Origin of the sequence: Granulicella sibirica, assembly GCF_004115155.1 — a bacterium.
Classification (GTDB): domain Bacteria; phylum Acidobacteriota; class Terriglobia; order Terriglobales; family Acidobacteriaceae; genus Edaphobacter; species Edaphobacter sibiricus.
The window spans coordinates 77,422-97,006 of record NZ_RDSM01000005.1 but is presented as its reverse complement, the minus strand read 5'-3'; the positions used below and the strand labels follow the sequence as shown (position 1 = coordinate 97,006).

Genomic DNA, 19,585 nt, shown 5'->3' with positions numbered 1-19,585 from the left:
TTTCCGAGATCAGCATGAGCGAAACGAACAGAATAAAGATGAGGCTAGTCGTCCAGATGGCATTTGGTTTCCAGAAGAGGTTGGAAGAACACTGGCGTGACGTCTTGCACCCTTTTCGCGTTGAATGAGGATCTCCTGGGTGTTCGGAAAGACCAGCAAGAGGACTAAGGCGATACTCGTAATGGCCGGGGCGGGCGAGAGCAGAAACTTGGAGTAGATCGGTATCTCCCCAGGGCTTGCAGCGAGTCCGGTCAGCGATGAGAACCTTTTTTGCCTGGGCCAAGCACGGACCAGGTAGCGCCGACCGGGATTATCACTGCGCAGGCCGCGGCTTCGGTTCGCTGCGAACCGCGGCATCATTTCGCCATGGTGAATGATTGGTTCGGCGATGAGAGGTGGGAAGAAGGTGACAAAGAGTTAAGTAGCAGGTACTTTCATCTGATCCTGGCTTTCACATAGGTCTCATCTTGTTGCCACGATGTCGGGCCAGAGCTAAATGAGAATGCGACTTCGGTTACGAATTCGTGTTTTCGGCCAGTAATTTTCGTTCAGTAAGAAGTGCAGCACCAGCTTACCGGTCGATGGGCGTCATCTCAGAAACTCGTGCTGAGCCGCAGCGCAAAGCTGCGCCCTGGTCCGATCGCATTTCCCGAGAATAGCCCGCCGAAGTCGATTACATTCAAGCGCCCGTTCAGATTGTCCCCGTCCGCCTGGAGGCGCATCTTGATCTTGTCGCTCGAATAAACATCCGCCCCAAGCGTGGCGTTCACTGACAGCAGCGGAAGAATGCGGCCCCGATCGAAGTTGATCCGGCTGATCACCGCCGGCCCATACTGTGCCAGCGCATCCGACGGGTCTCCATCAAACTCGAATGGCAGACCAGATCCGTAGCTTAGCCCCGAAGCCGCCCACAGACGCTTTGTCAACTGGTACTGAAAGCGCGTCCGCACCGTGTTCCGCTGATCCTGCGAATCAGGAAAGTGCCCATTCAACTGCGAGGTCGCCACATCCGCGTCGTCGCCCAGGAACAAACCTCCAGTCACCGGATACCACACGTTTCCGACCATGTACGAGTAGCTGACATACCCTGTGAGTTTTCCGAGCCGAACCAGCTCGAGCTTCCCTTCGGCCCCGTAGATCACCGCCTTGCGAAACGCGATCGGGTAGCTCACCCCGGTGTTGAGCAACTGGTCGTCATCCGCATAGTTCGAGACGTCCCGCCGGTAGAAGTTCACATCCATCCGCAGCCTGTCGGAGAAGCCCTCCGTCATTCCACCCTCGTAGTAGTTGCCGCGGGAGGGTCGGACGGGGAGCCGGAGGAAATCATCGTTCAGCTCATCGATCTGCGGCGAGCTCGAGATCAGGATGTTCTCAAACGAGGGCGTTTGAAACACCCGGTCGTACGATCCGTGCAGAACCATCTTCAGAGAAGGAATGGAGCGCCCTACGGAGATTCTCGGGCTGAACGCGAACTGGTTCAGCAACAACTGGTAATGGTCATAGCGGAGCCCTGCGCTCACTGTCCACTTGCCCAGACGGATCATGTCCTCGACAAAGGCCGACTCTTCCAGATCCGGCCTCTGTCCGAGAAACGAGAGCGTTCGAGGAGTGCTGTCATCAAACCGCGTCGGATCGGTAACCGTGTAGTTGAAGTTCTCATGCAGGAAGGTCGTGTCCGATTCCAGCCCCGCCTTGATCTCCTGGATCCCGTGATGAAAAGAAAAAGTCCCTTTGACGTATCCCTCGCGGAAGTCGTTGTGCTGAAACGCAATCATCGGGGTCGAGTTCTCGTTCGAGTACAGATCCTTCGCGTTATCCCGGACCATTCCTGAAAGCATCCCGATGCTGTCCGGTGAAAACGTATGCTGATAGCTCGCCGTCCCGATCGTCTCGAAGTTGCCCCCTGTCTGAAGCTGCCCCGCTTGCTGCTGCACCATCTCATTGGGGATCTCGAACCGGGACAGCTCATGCCGAACGTACAGGACGAGCCGATCGCTCGGCGTAACATCGCGATCGTACCTGACCGAGAAGTCGCCCGTCGTCCCGCGATTGGTGTAGTTCTCCGGCACAACCGGATTCAGGTAGTGAGCCGACATGCTTCCCGAAGCTGTGAAGCCCAGCGTGTTCTTGTCCCAGGTGTCCTGAATCTGTCCATAGCCTTGCAGTGAGTCGTAGCTCCCGCCCGAGATGCTCAATTCGCCATGCGGCCCCGGATTCAGATTCCGCTTGGTATTCAACTCCACAACGCCGCCCATCTTTCGGCCGTACTCTGCCGGAATGCCGGCCGTGTAAATGCTCATCGAGTCCAAGTCATCCGCCTCGATCTCCGGGCCGAAGCTTGGTGATCGATTATCTGTCAGCGGAATGCCATCGATGACGAACTGGGTCTGGTATTCCGAGCCACGCGGATGCAATACCGCATTGCCTTCGTAAAGCCAGCCTGGCTGCGAGTTCACCAGGTCCTGCACCGATCTGCCGGGAAGCGAAGTGACCCGCTGCTCGATCTCGGTTGAGCCGATCTGCATGACGGAGGATGGACGACCCAGGTCGACCAGCGTTGCCTCGTCCCCGACGTTCACGACCGTTGCGACGGGAGCTACCGCAAGCTTGACTGTGTATACGGCTGGTACCGCCGATCTCACCTCGAGAGTCTTTGAGACGCTTGCGAAGCCTGTGTGCCGGATCGTGACATTGTAGGCACCATAAGAAAGCCTTGGAGCGACCGTTCGGCCCAAGTCATCGGTTTCGAGAGTGGTTCGGAACTGATTGCCGAGGCTTGAGACCTCAATGGTGGACTTCAGGCCGAGGCCGGCCGAATCGGTAATCTGAAAGCGAAGCTCACCTGTGTTGACCTGGGCAAAAGCAACGCCAGCGAGGGCAGGTAGAAGGGACACGGCAAGAATCTTTCTCATATCTAGACATTCTGCCTTGCGCGAATTTGTTCAGGGTTTTTTTACCGGGGACTCCGAGGTCGCCTCGCAGAAGTGTTCCACGGGGTCGGAGCTTCCCTCCGATCTAGAAAGAGCGGGCCGCCAGGCCGGAACTGGCGGAGGCAAATCGATGGGAAGGCGCGTGAGACGCTCGAGCGAACTTAGAGACTATAGCGGCTTTACTCGCAGTGCTCCAAGACGTTTAACGGTCTTTCTATTCTCCGCTGGAGTGCGACGGCCGCCGCCCGCGCGTCGTGCTCTGGCGAGCACTTCGTCTTTCAGTTCGCGAACCAAGAATCAAAAGTCTGCAACGAGCTTACTTTTCCTGGCACACGCAGGCCTTGAAGGCGGCGGCGGTCGAATTGTCTAAAGCACAGACATAGGCCGGCCAACTGAAGGACTTCTTCGTCGCGGTAGATCCCTTTGAGTAGTACTCTTCGTATGAGCGGCTCTCTTGGCCTGCTGCGGTTGTATCGTCGCGGAAGCGACTGATTAAATCGCTCAATGACTCGGCCGAAAAGTCGGCCTCGTGGTAAGTTTCGTCGAAAGCATATTCTTTCGGCCACTTCGTCCCGACTCCAGTTGAGTTCGAGGCCTCGTAAACGGTGTAGTCCACGAGCTTGGACGAAGCAAGATCTACCAAACCCACGACAAAGGACGGTCTGTTTCCGCTGACGGGTGACACGGATCCGACAACCTTCACCGGAACTCCCCCGCCCTTAGCTCGCAGCAGACGCAATTCATCCATGTGCGTATGGCCGAAAATACCAAGCTTCAAGATGTCAGGGTAAGCAGCCATCTCATTCGCAAGATCGTCGGTTGACTGGAACTTAACGACTTTGCCGCTTGCACAGAAAGCGCCAGTTTCCGCTGATAGATTATCGGCATTCACCGCAGGTGGGAGATGGCCCAGAAGCCAGACACGTTCCCCGTTTCTCCGAGACTTCTCCAACTGGCTCTGCAACCATGCCGTCTGTTCCCGCGCACCCTGTGTGTCGTTATCGTCTCCGTCGCATGTCGCGTACTTTGGCATCATGTATATGTCATTCACAACAAGCAGGCGGGTTCGGCTTATCGGAGCCGGTATCGTTAAGGCGTAGTAGCCTGCCGACTCGAACGTTCCTAAGGCTGCGGCCTTCTCAGAAGGGCTTACGCCACGCCAACCGTCGGCGACCGCCGACGCGGACGCCTTGAGATAGGCGTCGTGTGGATCTAAGCGGTTATGGTTGCATCGCGAATCGTTGTTGCCGAGCGCGATGTAGACCGGCACCCTGGGGAACGCCGCTTTTATCTTGTTTATCACATAGATCGTGGTCTTCTCAGCGAAGGCAGCTGACACGGATTGGTCATCCGTTGTGCTCGCTTCGAGGTCCATCGTTGCGCGATATCTACAGTCGAGATCGTGAACAAGGAGGTCACCACTCACTGTGACGAAGGCCACTTCAGGGGCCTGGCCCTTCGCGGCGAGCAGGCTGCTTTTGAGGAGCGCGAAGGGTGTGTCTGAGTTTTCTTTAGCCTTGCATTTCCCCTGAACCGTTGCAAATGCAGTTTGTTGTCCAGGATCGTCGGGAGCCTCGAGAATATGGTCCCAATTTGCCACCGACGCTTTTACAAGCAGGCGCACTTTCGCCGGATCGTGAAAAGGATCGAAGTGAAGGTCACTGAGCATGACGACCGGTATGTGTGACCCAGGTGCCTGGGCAGCTTTCGCTTGCGCGCACATGTCTTTCGCGCCCGATAATGCCATCACGAGAAGGACGAGCAAAATCTCGAGCGCGAACGATATCCTTTGGTGGAGAGCTCCGATCACCTCATTGCTTACCGCTTCTCGATTGGACATCTCTTCCCCATATCCTCAGATTCTTCGCAGCATCGCGGACCTGAATAGGATTGTATCCATGCATGATTTCTGTAGGAAAGCTGTACCGCCATCGAGAAAGTTGAGCTGATCGCGCGAGAAAATGGCGCCCCTGGGCTCATGCAGATCAGGGACGCCATACTGACTCCCAGTTAGCGCTTCGCGGAGAGTCCGAACGTTACCGACAGCATCACGCTCCGGCCCGGCAGGATTGAGACCGCATCAGCACCAGAGATCGGGGTCACTGGTGAGGTGGAGTTGAACGGATCGTTGTAGGTGTTTCCATTGGCCGTGAGGATGACAGGGGTGGCCTTCGTCGCAAGACTGTTGCCGGTAATGCTGTGACTGTCGAAGAGGTTGTTGAAGCTGAGCCGGATCTTGGTCTGATCAAAGTGCGATCCGCTTTTGATCGTGTAGTTGAGGAATAGGTTCGTGAGAGAGAAGGGGTCGATCGTTCCGGCGTTGTGATAGCCGCTGTTATCCAGGCTCATCGTTCCAACGCGTTTATTGAATATGCCTGCATCCCAGGACTTGTGCTGGTAGGTGAGACCCTCGGTCTCAATATCAGAGGGTGCGTTGGCAATTCGCTGCCCGGCCGGGGTCGGAATGTTCAGTTGTGGTGTCGAGGACAGGCAAGTAGTGGCCGAGTTGCAGAAGACCGTGGCCGCCCCCGTGTACTGTGCGCGGTTATAGCTTGCGTTCAGATAGAGGCTGAGACCGTGGGTAATGTAGAGGTTGCTTTCACCCTCGACGCCCTGCGTGACCGAAGGGGGCTGAAGGTAGTAGACGGGCTCCCCAGTGTCGAGAGGTGTGAAGGACGAGTAGCCGCTATCAAAATGAATATGGAAGTAATCCACGTCAAAGGTAACGTGCTTCAGCTTAAGAACTGAGCCGGTTTGATAAGTAAGGTTCTTCTGCTGCTTGGGTAACGTAGCGACCGGCGTACCGGTGGCTGACTGGGTGTAATCGAAGGTGCCCGATGCAGGGACAATGCTTCCCGTCGCGACTTGTCCATAGACAGACCAGTTCTCGCGTATGCGATAGTTAGCATCTCCGGAGGGAAGCGAAGCAAAGTAACTGCCGCCATTCGTAATAAAGGAGGTTGGGTTGTTGGTACCGAGACCGCCGATCTTACCGCCGTTATCGGCATACTGTTTGGTGCCGATGGTGTAGTAGGCGAACTTAATACCTGGGGTAATGGTGAGCTTGGGTGTTACGTGGAACTGGTATTCAGCAAATGGCTGATAGGAGTTAGTAACGAAGGTCTCGGAGAAGTTCGGAAGCGGAGCATCAAGCCAGTTCTGCAGTGGATCGGCGGGAAACTGATGCCGGTTGGTGTTGGCCCACTCGTACCAGAGACCCGCTCGGAAGACTCCGAAGCGTGACACCTGGCTCAACTCAGAGGTCTCCCCGTACTTGCGGTAGCTGTTATATTTGTCCACTCCACAGGTGTACTTGTTCTTGACCAGCGTGTTGCAGGTATTCGCAATCTTTACGCCGAGGGGCACATACGTGGTGCCGACGAGGGCCGAGTTATCTGTGATTGGAACGGCGTTCGAGTACTTTTCGCTATTGTCATAGTTGTAGGTATAAGGCTTGATGGAGAGGGTAAAGCCCTTGCCTAGTTCGCTCCGTACGCCTACGTACTCGAAATCGGTCGGAACGTGATAGTAGTTGTATTGATTGTTGAGGTACAGGAGCGGGTCGCTGTTATTGGTGAGCAGGAAATTGAGTCCGGATCCAGCGAAGGGTGCGTTGCTGCCGGTGCAGGTATAGCCAGCCTGGGCTCCGTACATCTGGCAGCGCGTCGCATTAAAGTTTGGAGTATTGGCATCGAGCCATATGACCGCGGAAAAGCCGGTGATGCTGGTCTTCTCTGAAGGGCGGTACTGGAACTGGATATCCCCGGCATTGCGTGTCTGGTGGTTGAATGTCTGATAGCCATCCGATCCGAGATGGTGGATATCAACGTTGACGTTCATTTTATGGCCGGGACCGAAGTTGCCTGAGTCGTACTCCCCGTCGAAGAGGCGAGTGTTGAAGGAGCCGTAGGAGAAGCCACCGCGGATGTTCTGTACAGGGGAGAATGGCTTCGAGAGAAGATGTATGGAACCGCCGAAAGGTGTGGGCCCAATTGTGGAAGCGGTGCCCGGCGAGCGGTCGAAGTCGATGCCGCCCAGGAACTGGGAAGGGAAGAAAGCCCAGGAGTGATGCGAAGGTGTATTGGTATCGTAGAAAGGGATGCCATCGAAGTCGATATCATAATCGCCATCGGGAAATCCTCGGAAGTAGGTACTGGATTGGCCAAGGCCGACACCATTGCCATTCGTCGTGAAGGTTCCGGGTGCCATTTCGACCGCTTCACCGAAGTCTGCCACGGGCGAAGTAAAGTTCTGGATGAAGGCAGAAGTGATCTCGGTGCGAGCCGATGTGGCTTCGAGGAGCGCGTCCATGGGCGCGAGAGCAGCGGCGATTGAACCTTGGGCGTTAGCCTCGACTGTAACCTGCTGGGTGAGATCACCAACGGAGAGCGCAAGAGCCACATCTTGTGTGGCGTTCTCGGCTACATGAACGGTCTTGGCGGTTGCGCCAAAACCTGGTGCCGTTGCCTGAATGACATATGTCGCAGCTGGGAGACCGGTTAGCGCAAAGTGGCCTGTTGAATCGGTAGCTAAGTCGAGGGTTTTGCTTCCGGACTCGCTTCGGACGGTCACAGTAGCCTTAGGGAGCAAGCCCCCCTTGCTGTCACTCACCGAGCCTGTGATCATTGCGTTACCAGCTGCCTGGGCGAATGCAGCTTGCGGGCTTGCCGACAGGATCGGCAGAACACAAGATGCGTAAGATGCCCAGCAAAGCATCATGGTACGCGAAGCTCTCGAAATAGCAGAATAAAACAAGTACTTCCTCCTGGAACGGACAGATCAGAGAACGCGATAGACGGACATTAGCCGCCGCGTATGTCTCGTTCGTGAGAGGAGTGTTACGTGTTGTTGAACATATCCTTAAGAAATCTTAAGGTTTGGAATATGGCGTGTGTGAGGCTTACACGTATGCATCGACAGCGGTCCTTCATTTAGCCAGGGCGGGATGGCCATCCCGCCCGGCACACCGCTGATCGGCGCTTCTCACAGCGATGTCAACTAGAACTTGAAGCGGACGGCGAACTGGAGAATACGCGGGTTGTAGGCATTTGCAGTACTCGAGATCGTGCCAAATGCCGAGTTGCCAAGTGAGGCGTTCGGGAACGGGAATTGCGCGGTGTTCATCACGTTGAAGGCTTCGGTACGAAACTCCATCTTGACTCGTTCCGTGAGGGGAAAGATCTTGAATAGCGAAAGATCCACGCGCTGCAGTCCGGGCCCGGAAACCTGGTCACGACGCTCGTTGCCGACCGTGCCGCCTACTTGTCCGACGTAAGCAGCGGTGTTGAACCATCTGGTGACGGTTCGATTGTCGAGGTGCGCATTCGCTATCTGATTCGGGCGATCCGTATTCGCCGAACCGGGACGGGTTCCGCTGCGATTGGCGATGTTGGTGATGGAGAAAGGAAGGCCAGTATTGAGAACCACCAGCCCGTTGAACTGCCAGCCCTTAGCCAGGAGCCCGCGATAGCCAGTCAGGTCATTTCCAAAGGGGAGGGTATAGTTGAAGGCGCCGGTGCCGCGATGCCGCACGTCGAGGTTGGCATTGCCGTACTCGAGTTGCGGAACGAGGGAGGGGACGGAGCCAAAGCCGTCGCCTCCGTCGTTGCTGATCGTCTCGGCGTCGTCGAGATTGTGGGCGTAGGTATACGTGACGGCGAAGTCGAGACCCTTGGTCAAGCGGCGTTTGAGCACGGCTTGCAACGCGTTATACGAGGAGATTCCTTTGCTCGTGAAGTAGGGTACTTGGGTGATGCCAGGAGAGGTGCCGTAGAACGCGCGAAGGGTGTTGTAGTTGAAGGTGGAAACGGCGAGTGTTGCAGCGCTCGGGTTGACGAACGACTGGCTATTGGGAATGGCTGGGTTGACATCAGGCAGATAGTAGGCGAGTCGCCGGCCTAGTTCGCCGACGTAAGAGAGTGTGGCGACATTGCCGCCGAACTCGCGTTCGACGGTGAGGTTGAACTGCTCGATATAGGTGGACTTGAAGTGCGTGTCGAGAGCGGCTGCCACAGCGCCTGTGGGATTCGTCGCTGAATTTGCAACTGGAACTGGCAACCCGTCGCCGAAGTGTACGTGACTTGGGTCGCAGGGCGATGTGGTGCTGCATGGGCCGATCGTGGAGTTGAATGGCTGGTTGACCAACGCCGAGCCGGACGTGAGGTTCTCGGGCGCAAAGCTCATCCCGAAACCACCGCGGATGACGGTCTTGGGCATCGGGGTAAGGGCGAAGCCTACCCGTGGCGCGATGTTGCTGTAGTCGACACGAACGTTCCCATGGCCGTCGGCGGTGCTTCCCGCGACGACGAGCTTTCCCTGGTCCGTATCAAAGTTGGAGAGGATGTTGTTGGTATCCGTGTATGGCGTGTAGAGATCGTAGCGAATGCCCAGGTTGAGAGTAAGGTTCTGGGCGACATGCCAGTCGTCCTGCACATAGGCGTGGGGCTCCCATGTACGGTTATGTGGCTGAAAGAGGATGTCGGTGCGGCTCAGACTCGTATACGTACCGGTAAGAAGGGTGGTGAAGTTTGCGATGGTCCACGAACCGGAGGCGGAGTCAGTCTGGGTGGTCGTGTCCTGGCGGCGAATCACACCTCCACCGAGTTTGATCGTCTGCTTACCATGCGTCCAACTCACCGCACCGACATACTGCCAGGTGTTCTCGAGATAGACGATGGGAGGGTGGCCTCCGAGCGTCGCTCCCTGGCTGATGGTCACTGGCGAAAGCTCATTCGTCCGCGAACTGAAATTGATGTTCTGCTGGCCGAAGGCGGTGTTTGGGGCCGTGCCGAAGTTGAGCGGGTTCTGAAGGTTGTTGAGGAAGGTATAGCCTGCCTTGAGTTCGAGCAGCAGATTCGGCGTGAACGTGTGGATGTAGTTGAACTGAACCTGGTGGGCGAGACTCTTGGCCGGACCGGCATAGCTGCTGAGATTTCCACCGGGCGAGATGCTGAGGCCCGCAGATGTAACCGTCGGGAACAGACCTCCAACGTTGGTGATGAGCCGGTTGAAGGTGTAGCGGATGAAGCCGAAGTCCGTTGTGCTGAAGCGGTGATCGACGCGCCCATCTACGGTATCGCCAACCTGCGTGTTTGACGGAGTAGCTGTGTAGTTGTTGGTGAAGGCCGTGCTGGTGGGTAGAGGAAAGAGGTTGAAGTATGCCAGACCAGCTTTATCGGTCGGTGTGACGGTCGTATTGAGAGCGGGATTGTCGGTAAAGTTGCCCGGACTAGCGCGCTCGAAGGCAGTAGGAACGGTGGTCTGCGTCGGATTGAGCGAACGGGACAGGCGGAAACCTTCATAGTCGCCGAAGAAGAAGGTGCGGTCTTTCAGGATCGGGCCGCCGATGCTTCCACCGTATTGGTTCTGACGGTAAGCCGGCTTTGGAATAGCCTGTCCGAATTTGTACGGGTTCGCATTGAGCACGGTGTTGCGGAAAAACTCGTACAACGTACCGTGGAGTTGGTTCGTGCCCGACTTCGTGATGACGTTAATGATGGCGCCGGCGGACCGTCCCGACTCCGCCGTAAACGTGTTGGTCTGGATGTTGACTTCCTGGATGGCGTCGACGGCAGGCCGGACGCCGATCGAACCGATAACACGTTCGTTATTGTCCATGCCATCGATGAGTTGGTTGTTGATTACATCGGCCTGGCCGTTGACCGAGACGGACGAGGTCAGGCGGCGGTCATCGGGACGGTTACCGCTGGCCAGGCCGTTGTTCAGGCCCTCCGTCGCCCCCGCCGTTATCTGGACAAGGTTGTAGAAATTACGGCCATTGAGTGGCAGTTCCTGCGTGGCTGTCTCGGTAACGGTGTTACTCATGACGGAGGAGTCGGACTGCAGCGCGGGAGCCTGCGCCTCTACTTCGACGACCTGGTCCTGCCCTCCGATCACAAGGTGCGCATCCTCTCGAGCACGATCGCCTGCGGACAGGTTGAAGGATGCAATTGTGGCTGTCTTGAAGCCCTGGCTTGTGATCGTAAGAGAGTAGTGGCTTGGCTTGAGAAGGGTAAAAGCATATTGACCCGCATCGTTGGTGACGAGGGTCCTCTTTTCCTGCGTGTCAACGTCGGTGAGCACTACGCTTGCGCCAGCGATCACGGCACCAGAGACATCCGTCGCCGTGCCGACTACGTCCGCCGTCGTGTTCTGCGCGTAGAGATTCTGCGTCGCAAGGCTGAAAATGCAAAGTAACAGGGCACCGCCGGTGCACAGAAAAGACATTGTGCTGTGAAGAACGCTCCTGCCTGCAGGCGGGCTTCGCCGATCAACAATCATGATGGTCTCCCGTTAGACGGTTGCAAGAATAGTGGATCTATAAACTCAAATGAAGCTGACATACCTTGAAAGCAAGCACTCTTGTTTACCGCGGTACGCTTAGGCCAAATAAGTTGCGACTCTGGATGGTGTAGAGGTTCATCCCAAATAAACATGCGGTTCACTGGCGGCCGAATCTCGGCACCTGCATGCGAACTTCGTGCGCCGCGGTAGGGAACGGATACTATTCTTTGGCGCTTAGACCCATCTCCGGTTCCCTAGGCGACATCGCCTATCCGAAGGCCTAAGCAAAGATGCACTTACTATCTATAGCCGTTCGTGCCGGAAAAGGATCTGGAGCGGGTAAGTGGGTCTGGCAAGAAGATTCCCACCCACTGACAATTCGAAGCCGGTGATGAGGAGGAGATCATGAAGATCGGAAGATACAGGGGAACCTCCGGGAATCGACTCACTGCATAATTGCGAATTTTAATTCGCTCATGTCCCAGGCTGGTCACGAAGCCTGAGCATATCTGCTGGACCGTATGCTTACCGTGGTCATTCAAGTTGTTTCGATGGTTGAAGACTATGTAAGGCCGATGTATGTGTCAATACAAAAGTGGAGTGGCGACAGGGTGGATAGGTGTCGGCAATGTCACATGGCAGAACAATGAGTGCTCGGAGCCTTTCCCTACCGACGGCAGTAACCGAATCAACGCGGTACAGCTAGTCCTGAGTTGATCTCCTGAATTGCGAAACGCGAGCGTACCTGATATCGGAATCACCGGGCAAAGCGCGGCCTCGGTTCTACGACACCGGCATAGCCTACCTCTCTACAAGGTATGGCCGCATCATGTCATTTGCTTCGTGTTCGAGTATGTGGCAGTGCCATAGGTATCGGCCGGTGTAGGGACCGAAGCGCACAATGATTCTCGTTACCGTTTCAGGGGGACACTGCACGACGTCCTTCCATCCCATCTCCTGTGGCCCGGGTGATCGCTTTGGCGCGATGTAACGGATCGATTCGTCGTTCAAGTAGTCCTCTACTGAGAACGGCTGCCGATCCAGCACCTGAAAACGCACGAGGTGGAGGTGAATTGGATGGACATCCTGCGTGAGGTTCGCAAAGCTCCAGATCTCAGTGGTATTCAACCCTACAATTTCGGTGACGGGATCGTTCCAGTGTTTGCGATTGAGCAGCATCATGGTGGCTTCGCCGTTGTCACCGTCGAACTCGTTGAGCGTCATGAAGCGTGTTCGAATCGACTCTCTTTCGGGAATGCGGTCGATATCACGAAGCCTGCTCGGGATACGACTGCTATCGGTTAGCTTTTCCGTCCCGACCCGGAATTGCATTATCTCGAGGGAGTCACTGATCAAGTTGATCTGCTTGCCTGGCGAGACACTAAAGTCAATCACTATATCTGATCGCTCTGATGGACCCAGAACAAGGCGAGAGGTCGTGAAAGCCTCACCAAGTAGTCCCTGATCGGATCCAATGACGATGAAGCTGCCGCCATTCGAAAGGCCAAGAGAGAAGAAGCGTGAATTAGCAGTATTGGCGACGCGAAAGCGATATTTTCGCGGCTCCACCTGCAGATACGGTTGAATCTTTCCATTGACGAGCATAGCGTCGCCAAGAAACTCCTGAGCCCACGCTCCTTCATCGGGCGGATTCGGATAGTAGAGTTGCCCCGACGGGGTAAAGCTGCGATCGTAAAGGAAGAGCGGAACCTCATATTTCCCGGATGGCAAGCCGAGCGCATCCTCCTCTTCATCCCGCAAGATATACCAGGCTGTGAGCCCCGCGATCACATTCAAACGGCTTACTCCCATGGCATGATCGTGGGCCCACAACGCACATGCGTTCTGCTGGTTTGGATAGAAGCACAGCTTGTGTCCTCCCGGACCAAACCAGTCTTCAGGATATCCATCACTTACAGAAGGAACGCGTGCGCCGTGGAGATGCGCGACCGTTCGTGTATCAGGAGCATGGAGCATACCCGCCATCGGCGAATCCAACGGAAGGATGTGGGTTGGAGGCAGGTGATTGATCCAGTCGATCAGAATTCCCTGGTCTTTGCGAGCTTCCCAAAGAATAGGGGCCGCGGAGTTTCCGTAGGACCAGAGTGCCGTAGCAGGCAAGTCTCGATGCAGCTTCGCACTTATCTTCTTGATGGAGACGGAATAGTAGGGCGCCTCCGTGGCACCCAGGGCTTTGTCACTGCGATGGCCTTGCGGAGCCTGCAACTCTGGAAGAGGGAGGGGATCCACGAAGGGCTCAAGCTTCATAGCGTTCAGGGTGGTGGGTTTGTGAGACGGCGTTTCAGCCCCCTGCGGAGCCGCGTGCCAGCTTCCCTGTCCAAACGCGCGCTTCACGAGAACGTCCGCCGACGTTAGTCCGATGCCGTGAAGCACTCTTCGTCTATTCCAAGAACTCATCAGGGTCTACTTCTTCGCGGTGCCAGTCTCTGGATCAAGGATTAGGAGGCGGGTGTTTTGAGGCCTTGATTTGCTGAAGTCCAGCATCCCAAAGAGGGATCCAGAATGCTCATCGAACGATCCTCCACCGATACGTTCTCCGCCGAGGTAAAGGTCTTCAATCAATCGAAGAATAGAAGTCTGATCAGTTTGTGTGTGATCAACGTAGTTGGGTTTCGCCCAGGGAGAGATCATGAGCAGGGGAAGACGTGGTCCGGGGCCACAGCGACCCTGGGCATGAGCGGCGTGGGCATCAACGCCGGGCAGGGCGGTGTCGCCATCGCCACACTTTGCAGGACTATCGAGCGCATCTGCCTGCGTGTGAGAGCCATTGATCGTCTTAGCCATGCGATGGTCATACCATCCATCCGAGTCGTCGTATGCGATGACAACCACGGTGTTGTTCCACGCCTTCTGATCCTGCAGCATATTCAAGATGCTGACTACAAACGCCTGTTCATCTAGCGGACTTGAATAGCCTGCGTGCCCATCTTCATACCCGGGCGCCTTGAGAAAGCTGACCGTAGGGAAGTTGCCGGCTTTCACCGCGTCGAAGAAGTCATGCACGTCGTATTGATGATTCGCGCCGCCGTCGTCACTTGCTCCTACGACATTCGCCGAAGAAGGACGGATATGCTTTGGGTTCGCGGTGGATTTGTAGTACTGAAAGGGCTCATGATGGGGCAGATAGTCGCGTTTCAGGACCTGGGCCCACTCGGATCGAGAACTGCGCCGGCATCCTGTCGATCCATTGGAGTTCACCGAAGAGAGATCGAAGCCGCCCTGAAAGAAGCCCCAGGAGATCTTGTGTGCATTCAGCAGGTCGCCGATGTTCTTTCCCGTCATATGGACAAGGGCGTCCGAGGTGCTGGAGCATATATCGCCGGAGGGTTGGGGATCGGCGATCATCGTAAATCCGCCGCTCCCGTCCGCCACGATGCCGCCTTCGGCATTCTGATCATTGACTGCGCCGTTGGTCTGGCCGGATGCGAGATTGATGGCACCCGGTGTGGATGGACCGAAGATTACGTCAAATTGACGGTCGCTCATGGCGAAGCGTTGTGCATAGTTCCAGTAAGCCGTCACGGTATTGCCGTCGAAATATCCCATGGTCAGCCCGCTGGTTGCCGCAGTCGCGGTATGTTCGCCGGGTGCGCGAGGTCCGTCGGGGTGGCCCACCGATTTCGGAAAAAGGTCCATCCTGCCGACGTGAAACGCCTGTTGTTCAGGGCCATAACTGTGATCCTGATCCGCGGTAGCGGCCTGAATTCGCTTCAGCCGGAAGGGGTTCGCGCGGCCTGCTTCATTCTCCTCATTCAGAAAATTTGGATTCCTCTTGAGGAGATCGTCGGTGTAGCCGTCGATGGCGGGGGTACCAGGGAGTGCATCGAACCTCGGCTCACCGGCTGGATTGAGCGCATGGGGGTAGGTTCCGAAATAGTGATCGAACGAAACATTCTCCTGAAAGATGACCACGACGTGCTTGATCGCTTGCTGGGCACGATGAAGGTCCCCTTGACCAAGCGCAGACGCAGCCAAAGGTCCATCCAGGAGGAGTGCGAAAGCGACCAGCATTTCAAACCGTTTCATGGGAAGACATCTCCTCGAGATACGTCATGAGTTTCGTGACAAGCAACTCTTCTATTCTCTCAAAGCGTCGCCTCGAAGGAGGAGGAATGTGTGCTTTGAAATTATCGGCTCCACATCTGGCTTTTCCAGCACGCTGCGCCCCCGCAGCCTGTTGCGCACATTGCATGACGGCTTTCCGTGCGGACACTGTACGCTGGGGCAGATTTGCTCAGCGGCCTGGCATGGTGGAGAGATAAGACGCGGCTTCCCAGTCATGTGACCGGCGCTCAATCTGCCGATCACTCTCGATAAGAGCTTGTAAGAGCGCTCCTCTCCAGCGTATGCACTCATTGGTCTAGAGACTGATGCAGAAGGCTAGCTGGATGAGGCTGCGGGAGGTCGAATCGCGAGCGGAATGATCGTCGCAACCAATACGATGAGTGCGAGAGTATGGAATCCACTGCGGTAGTTGCCACTCGTCTGGCGCATGTGAGCTACGAGAAGCGGGCCGAAGGCGCTGGCAGCCCCCCAGGCTGTGAGCATCAGTCCGTAGATGGAGCCTACGTTCGATGAGCCGAAGTAGTCCGCCGCAAACGCCGGCATCGTCCCGAAGCCGCCGCCGTAGCACATCAGGATAAGGAATGTGACGGCGGTGAGCGTGGTAGCGCCCGCGACTCCCGGCAGAAACCAGAAGAGGATTACTTGCAAGAGAAACGTAACGAGGAACGTCGTGCGGCGACTCAGCAGGTCGGACACCCAAGCCCAGAAGACCCGGCCGACGGCGTTGCCGATGCTGACGATCCCCACCATCCCGGCGGCCACGATGACGCTGACCTTAGCTAGCTCCTGGAAGACAGGGGACTCCTGCGAGATCAGGGAGATGCCCGCGCTGGTGTTCAGGAACAGGATCGCCCAGAGAGCCCACCACTGCCAGGTTTTGAGCGCCTCGCCCAGCGTGTGATCAACTGAGTTTCGCTGTGCTTTGAGCGCGGCGGATGGTACCCAGCCCTCAGGCTTCCAGTCCTTGTCCGGGTTGCGCATGAAGAGGGAAGCGACCACTCCGAGAACCGCGTATGCGACACCCAGCAACGCAAACGTGCGAAGGACGCCAAAACTGGCCATGAGGTGTGTCGCAACCGGAGCCGTGATGAGAGCCCCCGTACCGAAGCCTCCCACGGCAACACCAGTGATGAAGCCTCGGCGATCCGGAAACCACTTGACGAGGACAGCGACGGGGACAATGTAGGCGAATCCGAGTCCGATGCCGCCGATCAAGCCGTACGTGGCATACAGGATCCACAGGCTATTCCCGGAGAAGCTCGCAAGGAATGTTCCTAGACCGTAGAGCAACGCGCCGGTTACGGCAACGGTACGCGGGCCGGCCTTGGCAAGCCACAGACCTCCAAAGAAGGCGGCGAAGCCAAGGACAACGATGCAAATGGTGAACGTGAGGGTGACTTGAGAGATTGTCCAGTGAAATTGCCTGGTAAGTGGCGTGCGGAAGACACTCCACGCGTAGACGGATCCGAGTACGACCTGCAGGACGATACCGGCGAGGGCAATCCCCCAACGATTGACTTTCATGACGTATGACTCCCGCTCTTGCCGTACACAAGGATGAGAACTGCGGATGCCTTCAAGAGCGCATCCGCAGTATAAGTTGCATCTTCAATCTACTGGGGCGTGATCACTGCTTCTTTCTTCTGAATCTTGTTGAGGAAATCTTCGCCAGTACCGAGGTGCTGGTCGACGAGTCGGGAAGGGGTATGCGCGAGCCACTCGGCCAGCGAAATGTCTTCGTAGTTCGGAGTGGGGAAGACTTCGAGGAAGACGAGATCTTCTGTCCCGGTATTTTCCACGAAGTGAGGGACGGAGCGATCGATATACCCTACGTCACCCGCCTGGAAGTCCATGGTGCGGGCACGTCCCCCGGCGGCGAAGACGGTCATGCGTCCGCTGCCTTTCACGTAGTACTGCCACTCATCCTCATTCGGGTGCCAGTGCAATTCGCGTAGTCCGCCGGGCTTCAGCGTGACGATCGCCGCAGCGATGTTCGAAGCGGGAAAGTTCGTGACGTCGACGATCTTGACCTCGCCGCCTTTGGTCACCTTTGTCGGAGCCATCTTGCTGGTAAAGAAGGCAAAGGAATTCGGAACGGTGCCCGTGCCGGCTGCTACCGCATTCTTCTCTTCCGCAAGAGGACGGGGAAGGTCGCGCTCGAAGATGAAAAGCTCCTTTGGCGGAACCTTCGCGAACGTACTTTCCGGCACGTCGAAGTTTTTTGCCAGGACTTCCGGCATGGTGTGGTGCAGCCAGTCGGTGAGAAGGAAGGTCTCGAACTCGTTGAAGTTTCCGTCGTCGAATACGAGAAGAAACATCGCGCCATCTGGTCCGAGGCCCTGGATGGAGTGCGGGATGCCGCCTGGGAAGATCCAGAGGTCTCCCTCGTTGATGTCCTCGACGAAACCCCGGCCCTTTTGATCGACCGCCGTGATGCGTGCGCTGCCGGAGATCATAAACGCCCACTCAGCACCAACATGCCAGTGCAACTCACGAACGCCGCCCTTGATGAGGCGCATCTGCACGCCGGCCATCTTCTTCGACATGGGCATATCCCGTACGGTGACCTGACGGGTCCAGCCACCACCCTCGATACGTTTGTGTGAAAACGAGAAGGGATATTTGAAGGGTGGTTGCCCGCCCGCGTCGGTTACGGGGCTGAAGTTTGAGGATGGGTTCTGTGCGTCGAGTGCGGCGTTCTTCGGCTGCGGCTCCAGTTCGTTGACCAGGTGATGGTCCCTGGAACGAATGGGAGTGGTCTCTTGCGCCCCTGCGGCGACCTGCATTCCTGCTATGGCGACTAAAGCCGCGGAGGAGTTTCCAAGAAATTTGCGTCGGCTGAGTGGGTTGTGGTCGTTATTGTCTGACATGGTCCGGTCATCCCTTTCTATTGCTATTGAGTTGAAGTCTTGGCTTGCTTGTCGACACGGAATCGATAGGTAAGCGAGAAGTATCCGATTGTGTCCGCCGCGCCATGTTTGTTATCAAGAAGGACTTCTCCGGGAAACAGGTGGCCGACGCCGACGTTCGCCACGATGTAGTCGTGAAAGACGTATTTGGCCGAGGCGTCGAACTCATGCCCCAGATCTGTCGTGGCAAAGCCGCCCGTCGGCGCCTTGATGGTCGTTGAGGCCGAACTGGAGTAGACCGAATCGTTCTCCTGAGCGAGGTTCAGGAAGCCGCCCTGAAAGAGCAGGGTCAGGTTCTTTCTGGGTCCGAGGTCGAGGTTGATTCGTTCCTGTCGAATGTTCTGGTAACCGAACAAGTCGACGAGCCCAAAGGCATTGTGGTTTGAGGGATAAGACTGATCGTACGTCGCCATCACGTTGGCGTTCGCGTGGTTGTTTCCCGTGGCGTAATCGAACTCTCCGCCGATGCGTGGCTCCCACGGTAACTTTTCGAAGGTATACGCGAGCTTTTCGAAAGTTTGTCCGGCATGAATGGAGCTCGTGGAATAGCTCCCGCGTTGCAGCGAGGCATTGGCTTCATAATCAAAATTCCATGGCAGCGAACCCTCGACCTCACTGCCGAAGGTGGCCTCTACCTCGTTGCCCTTCACTCCCTGGCTGCTGGTGACACCACGCACTGTATGGAAAAGCAGGTAGGGAGAGAGGTGAACCTTCGGAATCCACGTTGTAATTGAACCGTATGCTCCGTGAAAGGTGAGCCCCGCGCCATGTTTGTCGAGCGACGTGGGATACACCGTAACTACGGATGTGGAGAAGAGATCAACGCGGTTCTTATCCCCGATGCGAGCGTCGACACCATCCCAGCTCCGGCTGTTGTTGGTCCAGTCGCTGATGCCGATGATGCGCTCGCTTCCAAACTTCAGCTCCTGGCGTCCGACGAAGACTTCGACCGGAACTGCGCCGGGGTGCCCATGGAGCTCCACGTAGCCCTGCCGAAAATCGAAGGCGTCGCGCATATTGCCAGCGATAACATGTGTTGGGAGACCCAGCGCATGAGTGTCGATGAACTGCAGGTAGCCTGTAAGGAACTTCGTGGACCGCACTTCGACGGAGCCATATACACGCGTGAGTTCGTAAGCGCGGTCTCCGTTCTGCGTGTAGTTATAGGAGCTTTGTCCCTCGGTGCGTCCGCGCAGTTCCATGTCCAACGTCATCCAGGCAGGAAGGTCGCTCCACTGCAGAGGCTCCGTCTTTCCACGCTTCTGAGGGTAATCGGAATACAGCGACTGTTGTGCACTGACATGGACCGCGGACAATGCAATTACGGCAACAACAGCTGCCAGCATGGTTCGAGATGTCTTCCTACAATACGGTTCC

The 19,585-nt window shown here is 56.4% G+C and carries 9 protein-coding genes; all 9 read right to left on the bottom strand.

Going from position 1 to position 19,585, the window contains the following annotated elements; genetic code table 11:
* Window positions 1-593 precede the first annotated feature (593 nt).
* The 9 genes from GRAN_RS22970 to GRAN_RS22930 all read right to left on the bottom strand — a co-directional run bounded on the left by GRAN_RS22970 (window position 594) and on the right by GRAN_RS22930 (window position 19,554).
* A complete protein-coding gene (locus GRAN_RS22970) occupies window positions 594-2,912 on the bottom strand; it encodes a TonB-dependent receptor (protein WP_128915411.1) in 2,319 nt (772 codons plus the stop codon).
* Between the two features lie 334 nt (window positions 2,913-3,246).
* Window positions 3,247-4,770, bottom strand: coding sequence for a metallophosphoesterase family protein (locus GRAN_RS22965; RefSeq protein WP_128915410.1), 1,524 nt, complete (start codon window positions 4,768-4,770; stop codon window positions 3,247-3,249).
* A 170-nt stretch (window positions 4,771-4,940) separates the two neighbouring features.
* Entirely contained in the window at window positions 4,941-7,646 is a 2,706-nt protein-coding gene (locus GRAN_RS22960; RefSeq protein ID WP_192898060.1) for a TonB-dependent receptor, read from the bottom strand.
* 282 nt (window positions 7,647-7,928) lie between these two features.
* Complete coding sequence (locus GRAN_RS22955; RefSeq protein WP_128915408.1) at window positions 7,929-11,210, bottom strand: TonB-dependent receptor; 3,282 nt, start codon at window positions 11,208-11,210, stop codon at window positions 7,929-7,931.
* 804 nt (window positions 11,211-12,014) lie between these two features.
* Entirely contained in the window at window positions 12,015-13,199 is a 1,185-nt protein-coding gene (locus GRAN_RS22950) for a multicopper oxidase family protein (protein ID WP_241655115.1), read from the bottom strand.
* Between the two features lie 438 nt (window positions 13,200-13,637).
* Window positions 13,638-15,260, bottom strand: a complete 1,623-nt coding sequence (locus GRAN_RS22945) for a phospholipase C (protein WP_241655114.1) — start codon at window positions 15,258-15,260, stop codon at window positions 13,638-13,640.
* Between the two features lie 354 nt (window positions 15,261-15,614).
* Complete coding sequence (locus GRAN_RS22940; protein ID WP_128915406.1) at window positions 15,615-16,823, bottom strand: L-lactate MFS transporter; 1,209 nt, start codon at window positions 16,821-16,823, stop codon at window positions 15,615-15,617.
* 89 nt (window positions 16,824-16,912) lie between these two features.
* Window positions 16,913-18,169: a cupin domain-containing protein gene (locus tag GRAN_RS22935; protein WP_128915405.1), complete on the bottom strand. Its 1,257-nt coding sequence runs from the start codon at window positions 18,167-18,169 to the stop codon at window positions 16,913-16,915.
* A gap of 23 nt (window positions 18,170-18,192) precedes the next feature.
* Entirely contained in the window at window positions 18,193-19,554 is a 1,362-nt protein-coding gene (locus GRAN_RS22930) for an alginate export family protein (RefSeq protein WP_241655113.1), read from the bottom strand.
* Window positions 19,555-19,585: the final 31 nt, after the last annotated feature.